This is a genomic window from Dactylosporangium sp. NPDC051484 (assembly GCF_040689395.1).
GTDB lineage: Bacteria > Actinomycetota > Actinomycetes > Mycobacteriales > Micromonosporaceae > Dactylosporangium.
This window is the reverse complement of record NZ_JBFAZX010000006.1, coordinates 74,061-91,330: the sequence shown is the minus strand read 5'-3', so window position 1 is coordinate 91,330 and position 17,270 is coordinate 74,061. Positions and strand designations below refer to the sequence as shown.

Below are 17,270 nucleotides of genomic sequence, written 5' to 3'. Positions count from 1 at the left end.
GGTCCGAACGGTGATCGATCCCCGTCGCTGCTGCTACGCCGGCGCCGCCCGGTTCGGGCTCAGGTACGGCTCGACCGAGTTCACGACCACGCGCCCCGCGCGGTCCTGCCGCCGTGATTGGATGGTGGTATGGACGCGCTGGTCGAGGAGGCGGCGAAGAAGGCCGCCGTCGCCTGGGTCGCCGTCGGCGGACGCCCGGCGACTCTGGTGTGGTGCGCGTGGCTCGGCGGCGCACTGCTGGTCGTCAGCGGCGAGGGCGAGCAGGCCGTCCCCGGGCTGGCCGAGGCGGCCGCCGCCGAGGTGAGCCTGCGCGGCGACCACGGCGGGCGGATCGTCACCTTCCCTGTTGACGTGAGCCGGATCGCCCCGGTGGACGAGGCGTGGGCCGAACTCGTGCCGCAGCTGGCCGGCAAGCGGCTCAACGGCGTCGGCGGGGCCGAGGACCTGGCCCGGGCGTGGGCCGAGCGGTGCGTGGTGAGCCGGCTGACCCCGGCCGGCGGCGGCGCAGAACTGCCCGACGACGCCCAGGCCGCGCCGCCCCGGCCGACCCGGGCGACGCGCATCCCGCGCCGCCCGTTCCGGCTGCACAAGGTCCGTGGCGCTACGCGAGACCCACGGCGCTGAGGCTCTCGTCCCACAGCCGGGCGGCCCGGCCTGGATCCGCGGTCTCCTTCGTGGGCCGCGCGAGCTTGCGGTCGATGTAGTACCCGCCCGAGGTGAGCTGCACCGCTGGCGTCGCCGCCAGCCAGACCAGCGTGTCGGCGCCGCGCTCCGGGGTGCGCGCGAACGGCGCGATCCGGGTCATCAGATTGATGCCGATCGTCGAGCCGAAGCGGCTGCGGACGAACCCCGGATGGTACGACGCCGACATGATGTCCGGCCAGCGGCGCGCCGCCTCCGCCGCGAACATGATGTTGGCCTGCTTGGCCGAGCCGTATTGCCGCCAAATCCCGCGCCGGCGGGCGCCGCGCAGGTCGCCGGGGTCGAGCGCGCCAATCGCGTGCGCGCCGGAGGCGGTGTTGATGACGCGGCCGCCCCGCAGCTGCTCGCGCAGGAGGTTGCTGAGCAGGAACGCGGCCAGGTGGTTGGTCTGCAGGGTCGCCTCGAACCCGTCGGTCGTCACGGCGTGGCCACGCACCAACCCGCCGGCGTTGTTGGCCAGCACGTCGATGCGCTCGTACCGCTGGCGCAGCTGATCGGCCAGCACGTGCACGTCGTCGAGCTTCGCGAAGTCGCTGCGGTGCGCCGGGATGGTGCGCCCGCCCGCCGCCTCGCGCACGGCCGCCGCGGCGGCCTCCAGCCGGGCCGGGTTGCGGCCCACGAGGACCGTGTTGGCACCGCGGCGGGTCATGTCGATGGCGGCGGCGAGGCCGATGCCGGAACTCGCCCCGGTGATCACCACCGTGCGGCCGGTGAGATCTCCCACAGGGGCATTCTGCGTACTCACGCAACGAGGTTACCGTGAGGTAGCCGACCTGAACCTTCGCTAAGGAGCCCCGCCATGGCCGCCCTCGGACGACCGCGCCGCTCGTGCCTCGCCGTTCCCGGGTCGAGCGTGAAGATGCTCGGCAAGGCCCAGGGCCTGCCTACCGACCAGGTCTTTCTCGACCTGGAGGACGCCGTCGCGCCGCTGGCCAAGCCCGAGGCCCGCAAGAACATCGTGGCCGCGCTCAACGACGGCGACTGGGCCGGCAAGACCCGCGTCGTGCGGGTCAACGACCTGACCACGCCGTGGACATACCGCGACGTCATCGAGGTCGTCGAGGGTGCCGGTGACAACCTCGACTGCATCATGCTGCCCAAGGTGCAGAGCGCCGGTCAGGTCGAGTGGCTCGACCTGACGCTGACCCAGATCGAGAAGACGATCGGCCTGCCGGTCGGGAAGATCGGCATCGAGGCGCAGATCGAGAACGCGGCCGGCCTCGTCAACGTCGACGCGATCGCCGCCGCGAGCAAGCGGATCGAGACGATCATCTTCGGCCCGGCCGACTTCATGGCCTCCATCAACATGAAGTCGCTGGTCGTCGGCGCGCTGATCCCCAACTACCCGGGCGACCCTTACCACTACATCCTCATGCGCATCCTCATGGCCGCCCGCATGCACGACCTGCAGGCGATCGACGGACCGTTTCTGCAGATCCGCGACGTCGACGCGTTCCGCGAGGTCGCCGGGCGCAGCGCCGCGCTCGGCTTCGACGGCAAGTGGGTGCTGCACCCGGGCCAGATCGACGCGGCCAACGAGGTGTACTCGCCCGCGCAGGAGGACTACGACCACGCCGAGCTCATCCTCGACGCGTACGACTACTACACCTCCGAGGCGGGCGGCAAGCTCGGCGCGGTCATGCTGGGCGATGAGATGATCGACGAGGCGTCCCGCAAGATGGCGCTGGTCATCTCGGCGAAGGGCCGGGCCGCAGGGATGAAACGCACCACCGCGTTCACCCCGCCGAACTGAGAAAAAGCGCGTCGCGTTGCCCGCCGGTGGATCCGGAAGGCAGGATTTGCCCTATGGCACCCGACCTACGTTCCAGCGGCCCCGCGGGCAAGAGCGGCCGGCGCGATGCGAGCCGGCCGTCCTCCGCGCGGCGCACCCTACGGGCCGTACCGTCCAGTGGTCCCGAACTCGCCGGCGACCCCGCCGGCGAGGAGGCCCCGACCGCCGTCGACCGGCTCGACGGGCGGCTCGCCCTGGTCACCGGCGCGGGCAGCCCCGACGGCATCGGCTACGCGACCGCCCGCCGGCTCAAGCAGATGGGTGCCGCGGTCGCGATCGTCTCGACCACCCGGCGCATCCACGACCGGGCCAGCGAGCTCGGCGTCATCGGGTTCGTCGCCGACCTCACCGTCGAGGCCGAGGTCGGCGCCCTGGCCGACGCGATCAACGACCAGCTCGGCACGGTGGACATCCTGGTCAACAACGCCGGCCTGGCCAGCAAGGCGAGCCCCGAGGTGCTGCGCCCGGTGGCACAGCTGACCTACGACGAGTGGCGCGGCGAGATCGACCGCAACCTCACCACGGCGTTCCTGGTCAGCCGGGCCTTCGTGGGCGGCATGGCCGAGCACGGCTGGGGCCGGATCGTCAACCTCGCCGCCACCGCCGGCCCGGTCAACGCGTTGCCCGCCGAGGCCGGCTACGCGGCGGCGAAGGCCGGCGTGGTCGGGCTCACCCGGGCGCTGGCGATGGAGCTTGTCGCCGACGGGATCACGGTCAACGCGGTCGCGCCCGGCATCATCCACACCGGCGCGTCGACGCTCGTCGAACTCAAGCAGGGCTTCGGCACGCCGATGGGGCGTCCCGGCACGCCGGAGGAGGTCGCCGCCACCATCGCGTTCCTGTGCTCGCCCGGCGCCTCGTACATCACCGGCCAGATGCTTGTCGTCGACGGCGGCAACAGCGTTCGGGAGGCCCAGTACCGTTAGCGCCGAGGTAATCGACAGTGGCCGCGGCGGCACAGTCAGCCAATCATCAGGTTGGCTGACTAGGCTCGGCGGCATGGGGGCGCGTACCGGTGACTATGCGGTGCTACTCGGGCCGCCGGTCGTTGTCGGGTCGGCCGTCGGCTCCGTGCTGCTCGTCGACGAGCCCGAGGCGTTCCTCCCGCTGCTGCTGGTCCTGCAGCCGCTGACCACCCTGGGCATCGTCGTCGGCCTCGTCCAGCTCACCCGGTCGACGCGCGGGCCCTCGACGTTTCGGCTGGTCGTCTTCGACGGGCAGGCGGCCTTCGCGATCCCGCCCGCGTTTCGCCGGCAATGCCTCTTCAACGGGCTGCTCAGCGCCGCGCTGCTGCTGATGGCGCTCAACGGCCTGCGGGTGCCGGGCCGGATCGTGCCGACGCTGGCCTGGGCGATCCTGGTGCTCAACGCCTCCGCCATGGTCCTGCTGCTGTTCCGCATGATCCGCAGCGGGCCGCTGGTGATCACCCCGGCCGGGATCGCGATCGACGGCGGGCGCTCGTTCGTGCCGTGGGCCGCGCTCACGGCCGGGCCGGAGAGTCCCCAGTGGACGCTCATCCATCCGGAGCTGGTGCGCGGGCGGCCGATCAAGCGTTTCCAGCCTGGCCAGGTGGTCGCGCTGGACGTGTCGCTGTGGTTCCTGTTCCGCTCGATCCACTCGTACCTCGACCACCCGGAGCACCGGCCCGCGATCGGCACGATCGAGGAACTCGACCGGCTGCGCGGCGCCCTCGCCCGCCAGTCCGGCTGATCGCCTGACGCGACGGGTCGCGCGTCCTGCGTAGCATCGACACATGCGCTGGCCCTGGGTCGTCGTACCGTCGCTGATCGTCCTCGGCGTCGGCGCGCTCGTGCTGGCGCTCGACCCCGGTGAGGACGTCTTGATCGGCCTGGTCGTGCTCGCCGGGCTTGCCAGCTCCGCCGTCAACCTGCTGCTCATCGAGCCGCGCCGGCGCGAGGAGCAGCTGGCCCGGCCCGGCTGGGAGTTCCACCCGTCGCCCCGGATCGCCTCCGCGCGCGCCGGGCAGGCCTTCGCCGCCGCGGCGCTGCTGGCACTCATGATGCGGTTCGCCGCACCCAACCGGGTTGCGATGGGCGCCCTCGCGTTCGTCGTGGCGATGTCGCTCGGCATCGGCGTGCGGTTGGTCACGCGGCTGGTCCGGCACACGCCCGTGCTGCGGCTGAGCGCCACCGGGATCGAGGTGCGCGGCACGCGGTACGCCTGGGAGCGGATCGGCGGCGTGGAGCTCAACGGCGACCGGGAGAACACGCGGCTCGACGTGCTGGTCGCGGGCCGTCGCCGGTCGGTGACGCTGCGCCCGGCCGACGTCGACGCGAGCCTGCTCTTCCTCATGGATCTGATCGGGTACTACCAGTCGTGCCCGGAGCACCGCACCGCGATCGGCCAGGCCGAGGAGGCCCGGCGCGTGCACGGGCTGTTGCTGAGCGCCCGTCTCGCGGCCGGCCTGCGCGGTGGCCCGCGCCCCATCGTCATGGGAGCGTCGCGCGTCGCGAACGGCTGACATCGCCGCGCGCTAACGTCGACGCATGCGCACCGCTGAACAGATCCTGCGCGAGGCCCGGACCATCGCCGTCGTGGGCGCCTCCCGGGACCCCATGAAGGTGGCACATGGCGTACCGCGGCAGATGCGGCGGCACGGATGGCGCATCGTGCCCGTGAACCCGTTCGCCGACGAGATCTTCGACGAGCGCTGCTACCGGACGCTCGCCGACATTCCGTTCGCGGTCGACCTGGTCAACGTGTTCCGCCCGTCCGAGGACGCCACCCAGGTGGTCAAGGATGCGCTTGCCATCGGGGCGCCGGCGGTCTGGCTGCAGGAGGGCGTCCACTCGCCGGAGGGACGCGTGCTGGCCGAGGCCGCGGGCGTGGACTACGTGGAGAACAGCTGCATCGCGGTCATCCGTGCCGTGCATGCGATCACGCTGGTCTAGCGGATCCCGTATTCCCGCAGCAGACCCCGGCTGATGATGGTCTTCTGGATCTCCGAGGTGCCCTCGCCGATCAGCAGGAACGGCGCCTCGCGCATCAGCCGCTCGATCTCGTACTCCTTCGAGTAGCCGTAGCCGCCGTGGATGCGGAACGCCTCCTGGACGACCTCGGCGCAGTACTCACTGGCCAGCAGCTTCGCCATGCCGGCCTCGACGTCGTTGCGCTGCCCGGCGTCCTTGAGCCGCGCGGCGCTGACCATCAGCCCGTGCGCCGCCTCGATCTTCGTGGCCATCTCGGCCAGCTTGAAGGCGATCGCCTGGTGCTTGACCAGCGGCGCGCCGAAGGTCTGGCGCTGCTGGGCGTATGCGATGGCCAGCTCGAACGCGCGGATCGAGATCCCGCAGGCCCGCGCGGCGACGTTGACCCGCCCGACCTCGATGCCGTCCATCATCTGGTAGAAGCCGCGCCCCACGTTCTCGGCACCGCCCAGCACGGCCGAGCCGGGCACCCGAACCCCGTCGAGCACCATCTCGGTGGTCTCGACGCCCTTGTACCCCATCTTCTCGATCTTCCCGGGGATGTTCAGCCCCGGGAGCTGCTCGTTGAGCCCGAACCCGGGCTCCTTCTCAAGCAGGAACGTCGTCATGTTGCCGTACACCGACTCGGCGCCGAGGTCGGTCTTGACCAGGGTGGCCACCACGGCGGAATACGCGCCGTTGGTCAGCCACATCTTCTGCCCGTCGATCACCCAGTCGTCGCCGTCCGGGACGGCCTTGGTGCGGATCGCGGCGACGTCGGAGCCGGTGCCGGGCTCGGACATCGAGAAGGCGCCGCGCACCTCGCCGGTCGCCATCCGGGGCAGCAGCCGCCGCTTCTGCTCCTCCGAGCCGTGCTGGGAGACGAGGTATGCCACGATGAAGTGCGTGTTGACGATGCCGGACACGGACATCCAGCCGCGCGAGAGCTCCTCGACGACCAGCGCGTAGGTCAGCAGGGACTCGCCGAGCCCGCCGAACTCCTCGGCGATCGTGAGCCCGAACAGCCCCATCTCCCGCATGCCCGCCACGATGTCGGCCGGGTAGACGTCATCGTGCTCGAGCCGCTGTGCGTGCGGAATGATCTCCTTGTCGACGAACTCACGGACGGTCTCGAGCATCGACTGCTGTACATCGGTAAGCCCGGGTGTCCGAGCGAGACGAGCCATGGTCGGGAAGACCTCCGTTGGTCAGCCAGGTTACCGGCGGGTATTCCCGAAGTATCGGAGTTTTCCGCCCTCAGGCCAACGTGACCAGGCCACATCACCCTGTGAAATGGTTCTCAGGTGCGCGTGAACGGCATGTCGGTGGCAGCGTTGGCCTGCGCTGTGTTGTTACCCCCATTCGGCATCCTCATGGGTCACATCGCGTGGTCACAGTGCCGCCGAGAGCACCGCCCGGGTGTCGGCCTGGCTCTGGCGGCGATGATCATCGGCTACACGGAGCTGCTGATCGTCTGCGGTGTGCCGATCGTCATGGCCGCCTTCTGACGGGCGGCGGCCCGGCCGAGACCCGCGCGAGGAGTTCGTCGTAGGTCCCGCGCGGCGGCCGCGAGCACCACCCAGGGATCGGCGGAGGGAACACCCCAGGCGAACGCGAGATGGTCCCAGACGAACAACGCCTCCCACCCAGCCGCCTCGGCCGCGCGCGCAACCTCGACAACCCGCCCGGGCTCGGCGAACTCCCCAAGTGTGCAGACATCGATCCCATAACGCACGCGGACCTCCATCGACGAACGCTCGGTTTTCTCAGACGGCCGCCCAGGGCTCCTTGGTGACCGCAGAGGCTCCGGCCGGGCACACCTTCCGATAGTCACACCACGAGCAGCGCGGCCCGGCAAGGGCCGGAAACGCGTCATCCGCAGTCGCGTCCCCGGAGGCCACCGCGGACTCCGCGGCCAGGATGTCCGCCGCCGTCTCCTCGGCCCGCCGCAGGTGCCGCGCCAGCGACTCGGCCGTGTGCTCGTGCGCTGCCACCGTCCCGCTGGGCAGATGGTGCAGCTCCACCCGATGGCACTCCCGCCGGAACACCCGCGCGCTGGCGATCGCATAGAGCGCCAGCGCCCGCGACCCCCGGGCGTCGTCAGGCGTCACCGCGCTCCGCCCCGTCTTGTAGTCCACGATCACCAGCTCGTCGCCGCGCTGGTCGATGCGGTCCACCCGTCCCGACAGCGCCAGCGTCTCGGTGCGGGCCGCCACCGTGCGCTCCACGCCCACCGGCTCGTCGGCCGGGTCGAGATCCTCCACATAGGACTCCAGCCAGTCGAGGGCCCGCCGGTAGACCTCCCGCTCCTGTGCGTCGTCGCGATAGCCCTCGCGGACCCAGGTCGCCTTGAGCAGGGTGGGCAGCGCGTCTCGGGTGCGGCGCTCGGGGGGCAGGGCATACCAGTTCTTCAGTGCCGTGTGCACCGACGCGCCCTGCGAGTTGTGCGCCCAGGGCGGGCCCTTCTGCGGTGCCGGGCGGTCGACGTAGGAATACCGATAGCGGCGCGGACAGTCCTCGTAGCTGCCGAGCTTGCTGGGCGTGCAGGTGAACAGCCTTCGAGGCGCCGCGAATAGACCCAACTGCTCCACGCCCAGCATCCTGCCACCCAGGTATGACAGGAAGAAAAGCGTCGATGCTAATGGGGCGAGTGCAGGTATGACGTCACGAAGGCGCCGATCGCGTCGGCGAGCAACTGCACCGCGATAGCCGCGACCAGCAGGCCGGCGATCCGGGTGAGCACCTCGATGCCGCTCGGCCGCAGGATGCGCACCAGCAGGCCGGAGAAGCGCAGCACGAGGTACACGATGATCATGACGGCGACGATGCCCACCGCGATCGCCAGGTATCCGGAGAAGTCGTCGGCGCGCCGCACGAACAGCATGGTTGCCACGATCGCGCCCGGCCCGGCCAGCAGAGGCGTGCCGAGCGGCACCAGTGCGACGTTGGAGGTCACCTGGTTGCGCGGATCGTCGGTCTTGCCAGTCAGCAGTTCGAGGGCGACCAACAGCAGCAGCAGGCCGCCCGCACCCTGCAGCGCCGGCAGTTCGATGTGCAGATAGCCCAGGATCTGCCGGCCCAGCACCGCAAACACCACGATCACGCCGAACGCCAGCGCAACCGCCTGCAGTGCCGCCCGGTGGCGGTCGCGGCGCTCCATCTGGCCGGTGAGCGCCAGGAAGATCGGCACCGCCCCGGGCGGGTCCAAAATGACCAGGAGCGTCACGAAGACTTCCCCGAGCAGCTTCAAATTCACGACCGGATTGTCGTGGCCGCCCCGTATCGAGCGGAAACCAGGGTCTTGACGCCATCGAGCGGCGCACCTACTTTGCCTCAATAACAGCAAACTTTCCTTACAGATGGAGGGTTTATGGGCAAACGCAGAGTCTTGAAGAGCCTGTCCGCGGGGCTCGTGGCCACGCTGGCGGCGACGTCGCTGGCCCTTGTGCCCGGGACGGCGGCGGGCGCCCACGGCGCCGCGCACCAGGACCAATTCAAGCGCGTCGGGTATTTCCTTCAGTGGGGCATCTACGGCCGGCAGTACTACGTCAAGAACCTCGAGACGAGCGGGCAGGCCGCTCGGCTGACCCACATCAACTACGCCTTCGCTGACGTCGACGCCTCCGGCAAGTGCGTCTCCTCCGACCCCTGGGCGGACTACCAGCGCCCGGTCTCCGCGGAGGAGAGTGTCGACGGCGTCGCCGACGAGCCGGGTCAGGCCCTCAGCGGCAACTTCAACCAGTTCCGCAAGCTCAAGCTGAAGCACCCCGGCCTCAAGGTCCTGCTGTCGCTCGGCGGCTGGACCCTGTCGGCGAACTTCTCCAACGCCGCGCTGACCGACGCGTCGCGCAAGGCGCTGGTCAAGTCCTGCATCGACACGTTCGGGTCGACCGGCGTCTTCGACGGCTACGACTTCGACTGGGAGTGGCCGGGCTCGGAGGCCAACCCGGGCAACGTGATCCGCCCCGAGGACAAGCAGAACTTCACGCTGCTCGTCGCCGAGTTCCGCAAGCAGCTGGGCAAGAACGCGACGCTGACGGCGTTCCTGCCGGCCGCGCCCGCCAAGATCGATGCCGGCTTCGAGGCGAACAAGATCTTCAAGTACCTCGACTTCGGCAACGTCCAGGGCTACGACTTCCACGGCACCTGGGAGCCCAAGACCAACCAGCAGTCCGCGCTGTTCGTGCCGCGGGGCGCCCCGACCACGCCGGACTTCAGCGGGGCCACCTCGCTCAAGGCGTGGACCGACCGTGGCGCGCCGAAGAAGCAGCTCGTGCTGGGCGTGCCGTACTACGGACAGGGCTGGACCGGCGTGACCAACGCCAACCACGGCCTGTTCCAGTCGGCGACCGGCCCGGCGCCGGCCACGTGGGCGGCCGGCACCGAGGACTACAAGATCCTCGCGGCGCTGCCGCAGCAGGGCTACAAGGTGTATCGCGACGTGCTGACGGGCCACGCGTGGCTGTTCAATGGCAGCACGTTCTGGACCTTCGACGACCCGGTCGTCGTGGCCCAGAAGGGCCTGTTCGTCCGCCTGTCCGGCTACGGCGGCGCGATGGTCTGGTCGCTCGACATGGACGACGCCAACGGCACGCTCACCAAGACGATCTACACGACCCTGCGCTAACGATGTGTGGGCCGCCCCGGCGACTGTCCGGGGCGGCCCACGAGCACGATCCCGTCAAAGACGCGCCAGCAGGTCGATGCCGCGGCGCGGATCGCCGGCGGCGCCGTCCTCGGCGCTCACCCCACCACGTGGCTTCCCCGGCCGGCCGCGGCGATGCGTTCGAGCACCTCCGGGGCCGTGGTCCGCGCGCCGAGCCGGACCGTCTTGTTGGTGCCGTGGTAGTCGCTGCTGCCCGTGGTCACCAGGCCGAGCCTGCCGGCCAGCGCCCGCACGTGCTCGCGTTCCGCCGGGCTGTGGTCGGTGTGGTCGGCCTCCAGCCCGAACAGCCCGGCGCCGGCCATCTCGACGATGAGCTCGTCCGGGACGATCGGGCCGCGGACGCTGGCCCGCGGGTGGGCGAAGACCGGCACCCCGCCGGCGTCCAGGACCAGGCGTAGCGCGAGAAAGACGTCGAGGTCGTCCTTCGGCACCCGGTATCGGCGCCCCAGCCATTGCGGCTCGAACGCCTCGGAGACCGTGCCGACCAGGCCCCGCCGGATGAGCGCCTGGGCGAGATGCGGGCGGCCGACGGTGCCGCCGGCCGCGTCCTGCAACACCTCTTCCCAGGTGACGTCGATGCCGTCGGCGTACATCAGCTCGACCATGCGCTCAGCCCGGGTCTCCCGCGACAGGCGGACCCGCGCCAGCTCCGTGGCCAGCGCCGCATCGCTCGGATCGAACAGGTACGCCAGCAGGTGCAGCGAGATCGGCCAGGCGCCCCCGTGCCACCGGCACGACAGCTCCGCCCCCGGCACGAGCGCCAGGCCGGGCGGGCGGGCGGCGATCGCGGCCGGCCAGCCCGCCGTGGTGTCGTGGTCGGTCAGCGCTACGACGTCGAGCCCGGCCGCGGCCGCCTCGGCGATCAGTTCCGCCGGCGTCGAGGTGCCGTCGCTCGCGGTGGAGTGGGCGTGAAGATCGATCCGCACGCTCCCAGCCTATAGAGGTGCTACTGGTCGGCAAGGGGCTCGATGAGCACGGCCCCGTCGCTCTCCTGGTCCAGCGAGTCGTACTCGCTCGTCTTGGCGCCCGGGTTGAGCTTGAGGAACTTCTTGCCGTTGTCGACCACGAACGTCGTCGCGTTGAGCCAGACGGTATTCGAGGTGACCGAGAGGTCCCACACCTTCGGCTTGCCGTCCGGGAAGACCGTGGTCAGGTCGAGGATCGCCACCTGCTTGAGGCCCTTGACGGGGTAGGCGAGCCAGCGCCCGTCGGGGGAGATCCGCGCGCCACCCTCCTTGGCCGCCATCGGCAGCCCGCACCTCGTGTTCTTGGTCTTGAAGGGCTGGTCGAACTCCAGCAGCGCCAGGCACATCGGCGTGTCCGAGGTCTTGGCGAGGAGCTCCGCGTAGACGCCCTTGTTGTCCGTGGTGCCGCCGAACACGCGGACCACGGTGGTGTCCCACGTCTGGTTGTACCCGCGCTCGGTGCGCAAGACGCCGAAGCCCTTGTCGTTGTTGCTGATCACCAGGTTGGTGCCGACGAACGTGACCGGCTCGGTGTCCGGCGGGACGTCGACCGAGTACTTGGCGGTCATCTTGTTGCCGTCCTCGCCGCTGCGGGAGCCGACGTTCATCAGACCCTGTGACGCCCACGCCACCGTCTTGCCGTCCTTGGCCACGGTGATGTTGCTCGCGTCTTCGACCAGGACCTTCTGCTGGTCCTTGTTGTCCTGTAGGACGAGTTGCTTATCGCCGTCGGGCTGGGTGTTGACCACCAGGTAGCCGTCCTTGGCCTGGTAGGCCGCGGTGACCGTGCTCCTGGCCGGCAGCTGCAGCCGCACCCGGGTGGCCGCCTGCGCGCTCGGCTTGACCGCCTCCACCTCGCGCATCCCGGACGGCGGCGCCGGCAGGCTCCAGGACGCCCCAACCGACGGGTGCTGCTCGGTTTGGGGCTGGCTGGCGGGCCCCTGCGCCTGTGGGAGGTCGCCCGGGGTGCCCGCCGTCAGCGTCTGCGCGACGGCGACCGAGACCACCGCGACGGCGACGAAACCGGACAAGCCGCTCACCACGGCGCGCCGCCGCCGGCGGACCCGCGCGGCGCCACTGATGGCGGCGTCGGCGGCCCCGGTCAGCGACGCGAGCGACCCGGGCGGGAGACTGCCCGCCTTGGCCGCGAGCGTCTCGCGGAGTTCGTGTTCCAGCATGATCGTCACGTCCCCAGTCAGACTTCCACCGGCTCTTCGACGGCGGTCTCCGTGGGCAGCACCACGGTCTCCGCAGCTAGAAGCGTCTCAGCCTCGACGAAAGGTTGTTCCGGCTCTTCGAGAGCCGCAATAGTTGCCGGAACGCTCGCCGGAACCTTGGCCGGTTCGGGGACGGTCGGCGATTGGGCGGGCTGGGATCGGGTGACGGGACGGACGCCCTCGGCGCTGAGCCGCTCGCGCAGCGTGGCGAGGGCGCGGGAGGTCTGGCTCTTCACGGTGCCGACCGACACGCCGAGCAGACGCGCGGTGTCGGCCTCGGACTGGTCCTCGTAGTACCGCAGCACGAGCACGGCTCGCTGCCGGTTCGGCAGGGCGCGCACGTGCCGCCACATGGCGTCGCGCTCGAGGCTCTCCTCGATCTGGTCGGCGGCAGCGCCCTCGGGGAGCACCTCGGTGGGGCGCTCGCCGTGCCAGCGGCGCCGCCACCAACTGGTCGAGGTGTTGACGAGCACGCGGCGGGCGTACGGCTCGACGGCCTCGATGTGCCCGAGCCGCTTCCACGCCAGGAAGGTCTTGGTCAGCGCGATCTGCAGCAGGTCTTCGGCGGTCGCCCAGTCACCGGCCAGCAGGTAGGCGGTGCGCAGCAGCGCCTTGGAGCGAAGCGCGACGAACTCACGAAAATCTTCTTCGCGGAACCCTGCGTCATCCGGCACCGGCCGCCCCTTCCCCCTTCGCCCACGTACGAAGACGCAACAAGGGGGTGCCCGGGTTGCCACCCGGAGCGCATTTTCAGCGAACTCTCAGGTTCCGTCGTCTTCGGCCGCCCGGCCGATGCGCGCCTCGACGGCCTCCGGCTCGTACATCTCCTCGACGATCCGCAGATACAACTCATTCGGGTTGGGCAGGTTGCGGATATTACGCAATGCCTGATCCTGGCCTGCGGACTCCAGCTCGAAATGACCGTATCCGAGCGTGCGGCCAGTCAATGACTGCACGTATTTCATGTCGGTGACGCGTTGCAGGGGCATCATGGCGACTTTGCGGCTGAAGATGCCCGAGACGACCATGACCCGTTTGTTGGTGAGGATGAAGCGGTCATACCACCAGTCGGCGACGCGCCACGCGCACCAGAGGACCACGATCGCCCAGATGGCCAGCACCACGGTGCGCAACTGGCTCTGGTTGTGCTTGGTCAGCCAGCCTGCGATGTAGCCCATCGCGATCGTCGCGAAGGTCGCGATCATGCCCTCTTTGGCCAGCTGGATCCAGTGCCGCTTCCACTCGCCGCGAAACTTCTCGGTGGGGAAGAGATAGCGGGCCGCGTGCTGGCTCGCCTCGTCCTCCAGCGGCGCCACGCGGCTGCCGGGCGGCGCCGGCGGGCGGGCTTCGCCGCCGCCCTGGAGCCCGGCGAACTCGTCCTGTGAGAACGTGGGTGGTGCGCCGGAATACTGCCGGCCGCCCCCGCCGCCCGAGTTGGCGCCGTCGGTGAACGGGTCGGCATAGGAGTCGGAGACGAAGTCGTCGCCGTCGGCGGTGTAGTCGGCATGCGCGGAGTAGCCGACCGGCTCGCCGGTCGCGGTGAACGGCTGGCCGGAGAGGGACTCCGGGCGGGCACGGGGAATCGGCTCCGTGTCCCGGTCCTGGTTGCGGCGGGCGTTCGGGTCGTCCTCAGGAGGCTCGGCGCCGGCAGACATCGACGTCAGGCAACCAGGCTAGAGAAGAAGTCGCCGAATCCGGTGGCGATGTCCATGATGCCCCCGCCGATGGACTTGAACACCCCGGCAGCCGACTGTGGCCGATACGCCACGAAGAAGATGAGGAAGGCAATGCTTCCCCAGGTGAGGACCTTCTTGACCATAGCCGTCAATCCCCTCCCCGCGGCGTTGCGCACCAACGCCCCGGCGAACTCAGCGTATCAGCTGCGCGGCTCAGGGTGCAGATTCGCCGCGCGCCGAGCATCGACTCGGAGCTCGATCCTAGTCGCGGCTGTCTACGCTTTGCCGTGAAGATAGGGCGACGGCGCGCCGTAGACGAGGTGGGTTGGCACGTCATCGGACAGATCGTGCAGCTCGAGCTCCTCCTCCAGGAGATACCCGGCCGCGGCGGGCCACGTGACGATGTAGATCCACATGCCGGCGGCCTCGCCGATGTACGCGCACCGATCCTCCGGGGACTTCGCCATCCACAGCGGGGTGGGCCAGCCGGCGGCCCGGACCTTCGCGTGCGCGGTGGTGGTGGCGAGGTCGCCGTCGAAGAAGGGCCCAGGGTCGGTGCCCGGAAGGCCGGCGAAGCGGTTGCCGAGCCCGACGCCGGGCTCCTCGGCGATGATCAGGCAGTCGGCCGGCCCGTGCTCGACCGGCCCCGGCCCGCTGCAGGCCAGCGCGGTGGCATGCACCCCGGAGCGCTCGTCGCCGACCCAGCCCACCCCGGTCACCATCCAGCCGCTCGGCAGCGGCCATGGGCTCCACAGCGGGGTCGGGCGTCTGTCCCCGGCCCGCTGCGCCGCGGCGAGCAGTTTCGCCCGGACCGCGTCGACGATCTCGGGCCCGATGTGCTGCGCGACGTGCAGGGGCAGTACCGCCCCATCGACATCGCATCGCCAATCGGAGTGCATGAGGTCCGGCGGTCGCACCGGACCACCACAGCGGGGACAGCTGACTGCGACGCCCATATACCCACGGTAAGGCCGGTCAGGGGTTTACGGCCCCGTACTGCCGGATCCAAGCATGCATGGCGATGCCGCTGGCCACTCCGGCGTTGATCGACCGGGTCGAGCCGTACTGCGCGATCGAGTACACCGCGCCACACGCCAGACGGGCGGGTTCCGAGAGGCCAGGCCCCTCTTGGCCGAAGAGCAGCACGCACCGCCGCGGCAGCATGGCACTCTCCAGCGGCCGCGCGCCGGGCAGGTTGTCGATGCCGATCAGCGGCAGGTCGTGCCGCCGGGTCCACTCCAGAAACTCGGTCACGTCGGGATGATGGCGCACGTGTTGGTAGCGGTCGGTAACCATGGCTCCGCGCCGGTTCCACCGTCGCCGCCCGACAATGTGCACCTCGGCGGCCAAGAACGCGTTGGCGTTGCGCACCACGGTGCCGATGTTCAGGTCGTGCTGCCAGTTCTCGACGGCGACGTGGAAGGGGTGCCGGCGGGTGTCGAGGTCGGCCACGATCGCATCGAGGCGCCAGTAGCGATACTGGTCCACCACATTGCGGCGGTCGCCGTCCGCGAGCAGCGCCGGGTCGTAGTGTGGCGCGGCGGGCCATGGACCTTCCCAGGGCCCGACCCCTACCGCAAGCTCCGTCTCGGGTTCCATTTCCGGCGACGGTACCGCATGTGCCCGTTCGCTCGGCACAGCGTTCCTGGTACGACGCTTCCGCCGTCGCGGATGCCGGCTGGAGCTGCGGAGCTCGGGCTCGGACCAGCCAGGCTCCGGCCTTGGAGGCCGGCCGAGTGAGAAGGTCGTCCAGCCCACCCGGCCGGCGCTCGTCGGCGCGCCGGCCCCGCTCAGCGGTACAGGGCGCGCGCCAGCTCCAGGGCGATCCCGTTGACGAAGCGCCGCTCCGCCAGCTGGATCTCCACCCCGCCGAGCCGGATCCGCCCGGGCGCCCAGGCGGCCCGCCCGACGCTCGCCGCGATGTCCATCAGCCACTCGCCGTAGGCGAGCGCGACGTCCGGGCCGAGCCGCTCGGCCAGCAGCCGCACGGCGTGCCCGCAGTCGACGAGCACCGTGGTCGGCTCGGCGGCCGTGGCGTCGATGTCGTTGTCGGTCAGCTGCTCGGCGAAGATGGCCGCGACCACCCCGCGCACCAGCAGCGCACGGGACCGCTGACCGGCGGCGATGGCCTCGACCCCGGCAACGGCGTCCACGTGCTTGTCGCCGGCGCAGGCCGCGACGAGCACGGTACGGGGCAGCCGGACGAGCAGATCCCACTCCTGCCGCCGCAGCGGCAGGTCGACCCGAATGGCCGGGCGGCCGGACGGGCCGGATGCGGGCTGGCTCGACATGACAACCTCCCATAACCGAGCGTATGCCGAAAAATCCGGCGATAACGGCTCTTTCCGCACTGACCCAGACCACCAGTGGCGGATCGGCCGGGCCATCGCGGTGTTGCGGGACAAGGTCGAACGGGCGGCATCACCGTCCACCTCGTCGACGAGCGGGGCTGGCCGCGGCCCGCCCGATCACCAACGCCGGTGGGAGCTCGGCCGCACCCTGCGGCGGCGAGGAATCGCAAGCCCCGACCCAGCCCGGTCAACGGTCGTGGTCACGGCACTAGCTGCCGGTCTGGACCATGCAGCCCCAGCCGTCGTAGATGCCGTCGTGGCCCTCGACGATGCCGCGCACCTTCCAGGTGACCTCGTGCAGCGTGGGCGGCTCGACGGTGTCGCGGCGGATGGCCTGCAGCACGTAGTCGCCCTCGTCGCCGCGCTCGACGGTCACCGCGAACCCGTCCTCGCGCAGCTCCTGCGCCGAGGCCTCGGCGCGCTCGGGGTCGGGGAAGTAGGCCAGGAATTCCACCGCCCGCGGCAGGCCGCGCCGGTCGCCGTGCCCCTCGAGCTCCTGGAGCACCTGGTTGTCGTCCAGGACGTTGCGCTGCCAGGCGTTGGGCGTGAGCTCCTCGCGGACCCGGGTCCAGCCCGGGTCGCTGGACACCTCCGCGGTCGGGGCGAGGCCGTCGATCGGGGGCAGCGGCGGCGGGTTGGTGTTCGTGGGCAGATACCCGGTGACCCGCCCGGCGTTGTCGGAGAGCACCCGGCCGACGAGGGCACCGCCGGCGGAGCGCAGCACCTGGCGTACCGCCGCGTCCAGGGTGTGGATGGAGGCCAGCTCCGCGGCCGCGGGCATGCCGCTCGCGCCGTCGCCGGTGTAGGCGAACTCGACGTCGTACCGCAGCGGGAACCGGGCGACCGGGGCGGCCTCGACCGCACCGAGATCGATGTTGTACATCGCGAGCCGGCCGCCGACCTCGCCTGGGTAGACCGCCCAGCGCTCGACCCACGCCTGTTCCCGCCCCAGCAGCCTGCGGAGCAAACCCACG

The 17,270-nt window shown here is 70.6% G+C and carries 22 protein-coding genes; 8 read left to right on the top strand and 14 right to left on the bottom strand.

Annotation, left to right across the window (positions count from 1 at the left end):
• The first annotated feature begins 129 nt into the window (after positions 1–129).
• Positions 130–624 (top strand): hypothetical protein, encoded by a 495-nt coding sequence (locus tag AB0367_RS13305; RefSeq protein ID WP_366226526.1) that lies wholly within the window; start codon positions 130–132, stop codon positions 622–624.
• On the opposite strand, the gene AB0367_RS13300 is transcribed toward AB0367_RS13305, so the two are convergent.
• Positions 602–1,447 carry an SDR family NAD(P)-dependent oxidoreductase gene (locus AB0367_RS13300; RefSeq protein WP_366226525.1) on the bottom strand — a complete coding sequence of 282 codons (846 nt, stop codon included), beginning with the start codon at positions 1,445–1,447 and terminating at the stop codon, positions 602–604. The two genes, AB0367_RS13305 and AB0367_RS13300, sit on opposite strands and share 23 nt — an antisense overlap.
• A gap of 54 nt (positions 1,448–1,501) precedes the next feature.
• Between AB0367_RS13300 and AB0367_RS13295 the strand changes: the two genes are divergently transcribed.
• The 5 genes from AB0367_RS13295 to AB0367_RS13275 all read left to right on the top strand — a co-directional run bounded on the left by AB0367_RS13295 (position 1,502) and on the right by AB0367_RS13275 (position 5,406).
• Positions 1,502–2,455, top strand: coding sequence for a CoA ester lyase (locus AB0367_RS13295; RefSeq protein ID WP_366226524.1), 954 nt, complete (start codon positions 1,502–1,504; stop codon positions 2,453–2,455).
• Between the two features lie 53 nt (positions 2,456–2,508).
• Entirely contained in the window at positions 2,509–3,420 is a 912-nt protein-coding gene (locus AB0367_RS13290; protein ID WP_366226523.1) for an SDR family NAD(P)-dependent oxidoreductase, read from the top strand.
• Positions 3,421–3,493: 73 nt separating this feature from the next.
• Positions 3,494–4,204, top strand: a complete 711-nt coding sequence (locus tag AB0367_RS13285) for a hypothetical protein (protein WP_366226522.1) — start codon at positions 3,494–3,496, stop codon at positions 4,202–4,204.
• A gap of 43 nt (positions 4,205–4,247) precedes the next feature.
• A complete protein-coding gene (locus tag AB0367_RS13280; RefSeq protein ID WP_366226521.1) occupies positions 4,248–4,976 on the top strand; it encodes a hypothetical protein in 729 nt (242 codons plus the stop codon).
• Between the two features lie 25 nt (positions 4,977–5,001).
• Positions 5,002–5,406, top strand: a complete 405-nt coding sequence (locus AB0367_RS13275; RefSeq protein ID WP_366226520.1) for a CoA-binding protein — start codon at positions 5,002–5,004, stop codon at positions 5,404–5,406.
• On the opposite strand, the gene AB0367_RS13270 is transcribed toward AB0367_RS13275, so the two are convergent.
• Complete coding sequence (locus tag AB0367_RS13270; RefSeq protein WP_366226519.1) at positions 5,403–6,608, bottom strand: acyl-CoA dehydrogenase family protein; 1,206 nt, start codon at positions 6,606–6,608, stop codon at positions 5,403–5,405. The genes AB0367_RS13275 and AB0367_RS13270 overlap by 4 nt on opposite strands.
• A 132-nt stretch (positions 6,609–6,740) precedes the next feature.
• Here AB0367_RS13270 and AB0367_RS13265 point away from each other — a divergent pair, with 132 nt between their 5' ends.
• A complete protein-coding gene (locus AB0367_RS13265; RefSeq protein ID WP_366226793.1) occupies positions 6,741–6,929 on the top strand; it encodes a DUF4190 domain-containing protein in 189 nt (62 codons plus the stop codon).
• Here AB0367_RS13265 and AB0367_RS13260 read toward each other — a convergent pair.
• The 3 genes from AB0367_RS13260 to AB0367_RS13250 are packed head-to-tail and all read right to left on the bottom strand — an operon-like array spanning position 6,875 to position 8,677.
• Complete coding sequence (locus tag AB0367_RS13260; RefSeq protein WP_366226819.1) at positions 6,875–7,156, bottom strand: hypothetical protein; 282 nt, start codon at positions 7,154–7,156, stop codon at positions 6,875–6,877. The genes AB0367_RS13265 and AB0367_RS13260 overlap by 55 nt on opposite strands.
• Positions 7,157–7,187: 31 nt before the next feature.
• A complete protein-coding gene (locus AB0367_RS13255; RefSeq protein WP_366226518.1) occupies positions 7,188–8,012 on the bottom strand; it encodes a PD-(D/E)XK nuclease family protein in 825 nt (274 codons plus the stop codon).
• Between the two features lie 47 nt (positions 8,013–8,059).
• Entirely contained in the window at positions 8,060–8,677 is a 618-nt protein-coding gene (locus tag AB0367_RS13250) for a MarC family protein (protein ID WP_366226517.1), read from the bottom strand.
• A 114-nt stretch (positions 8,678–8,791) separates the two neighbouring features.
• Here AB0367_RS13250 and AB0367_RS13245 point away from each other — a divergent pair, with 114 nt between their 5' ends.
• Entirely contained in the window at positions 8,792–10,048 is a 1,257-nt protein-coding gene (locus AB0367_RS13245) for a glycoside hydrolase family 18 protein (RefSeq protein ID WP_366226516.1), read from the top strand.
• A 116-nt stretch (positions 10,049–10,164) separates the two neighbouring features.
• Here the strand turns inward: AB0367_RS13245 and AB0367_RS13240 are convergent, their stop codons facing one another.
• From AB0367_RS13240 to AB0367_RS13200, 9 genes are all read right to left on the bottom strand, one after another.
• A complete protein-coding gene (locus AB0367_RS13240; protein ID WP_366226515.1) occupies positions 10,165–11,013 on the bottom strand; it encodes a PHP domain-containing protein in 849 nt (282 codons plus the stop codon).
• Between the two features lie 20 nt (positions 11,014–11,033).
• Positions 11,034–12,230 (bottom strand): hypothetical protein, encoded by a 1,197-nt coding sequence (locus tag AB0367_RS13235; protein ID WP_366226514.1) that lies wholly within the window; start codon positions 12,228–12,230, stop codon positions 11,034–11,036.
• 17 nt (positions 12,231–12,247) lie between these two features.
• The gene (locus AB0367_RS13230) at positions 12,248–12,943 is read right to left on the bottom strand and encodes a SigE family RNA polymerase sigma factor (protein WP_366226513.1); all 696 of its coding nucleotides are present in this window, start codon (positions 12,941–12,943) and stop codon (positions 12,248–12,250) included.
• 87 nt (positions 12,944–13,030) lie between these two features.
• A complete protein-coding gene (locus AB0367_RS13225; protein WP_366226512.1) occupies positions 13,031–13,924 on the bottom strand; it encodes a PH domain-containing protein in 894 nt (297 codons plus the stop codon).
• Positions 13,925–13,929: 5 nt separating this feature from the next.
• Positions 13,930–14,088 (bottom strand): hypothetical protein, encoded by a 159-nt coding sequence (locus AB0367_RS13220; protein WP_366226511.1) that lies wholly within the window; start codon positions 14,086–14,088, stop codon positions 13,930–13,932.
• A 132-nt stretch (positions 14,089–14,220) separates the two neighbouring features.
• Positions 14,221–14,901, bottom strand: coding sequence for a DUF6758 family protein (locus AB0367_RS13215; protein WP_366226510.1), 681 nt, complete (start codon positions 14,899–14,901; stop codon positions 14,221–14,223).
• A gap of 19 nt (positions 14,902–14,920) precedes the next feature.
• Positions 14,921–15,544 carry an RNA methyltransferase gene (locus tag AB0367_RS13210; RefSeq protein ID WP_366226509.1) on the bottom strand — a complete coding sequence of 208 codons (624 nt, stop codon included), beginning with the start codon at positions 15,542–15,544 and terminating at the stop codon, positions 14,921–14,923.
• Between the two features lie 191 nt (positions 15,545–15,735).
• Positions 15,736–16,236 carry a hypothetical protein gene (locus AB0367_RS13205; protein ID WP_366226508.1) on the bottom strand — a complete coding sequence of 167 codons (501 nt, stop codon included), beginning with the start codon at positions 16,234–16,236 and terminating at the stop codon, positions 15,736–15,738.
• A 268-nt stretch (positions 16,237–16,504) separates the two neighbouring features.
• Complete coding sequence (locus AB0367_RS13200; protein WP_366226507.1) at positions 16,505–17,269, bottom strand: DUF695 domain-containing protein; 765 nt, start codon at positions 17,267–17,269, stop codon at positions 16,505–16,507.
• Between the last annotated feature and the right edge of the window lies 1 nt (position 17,270).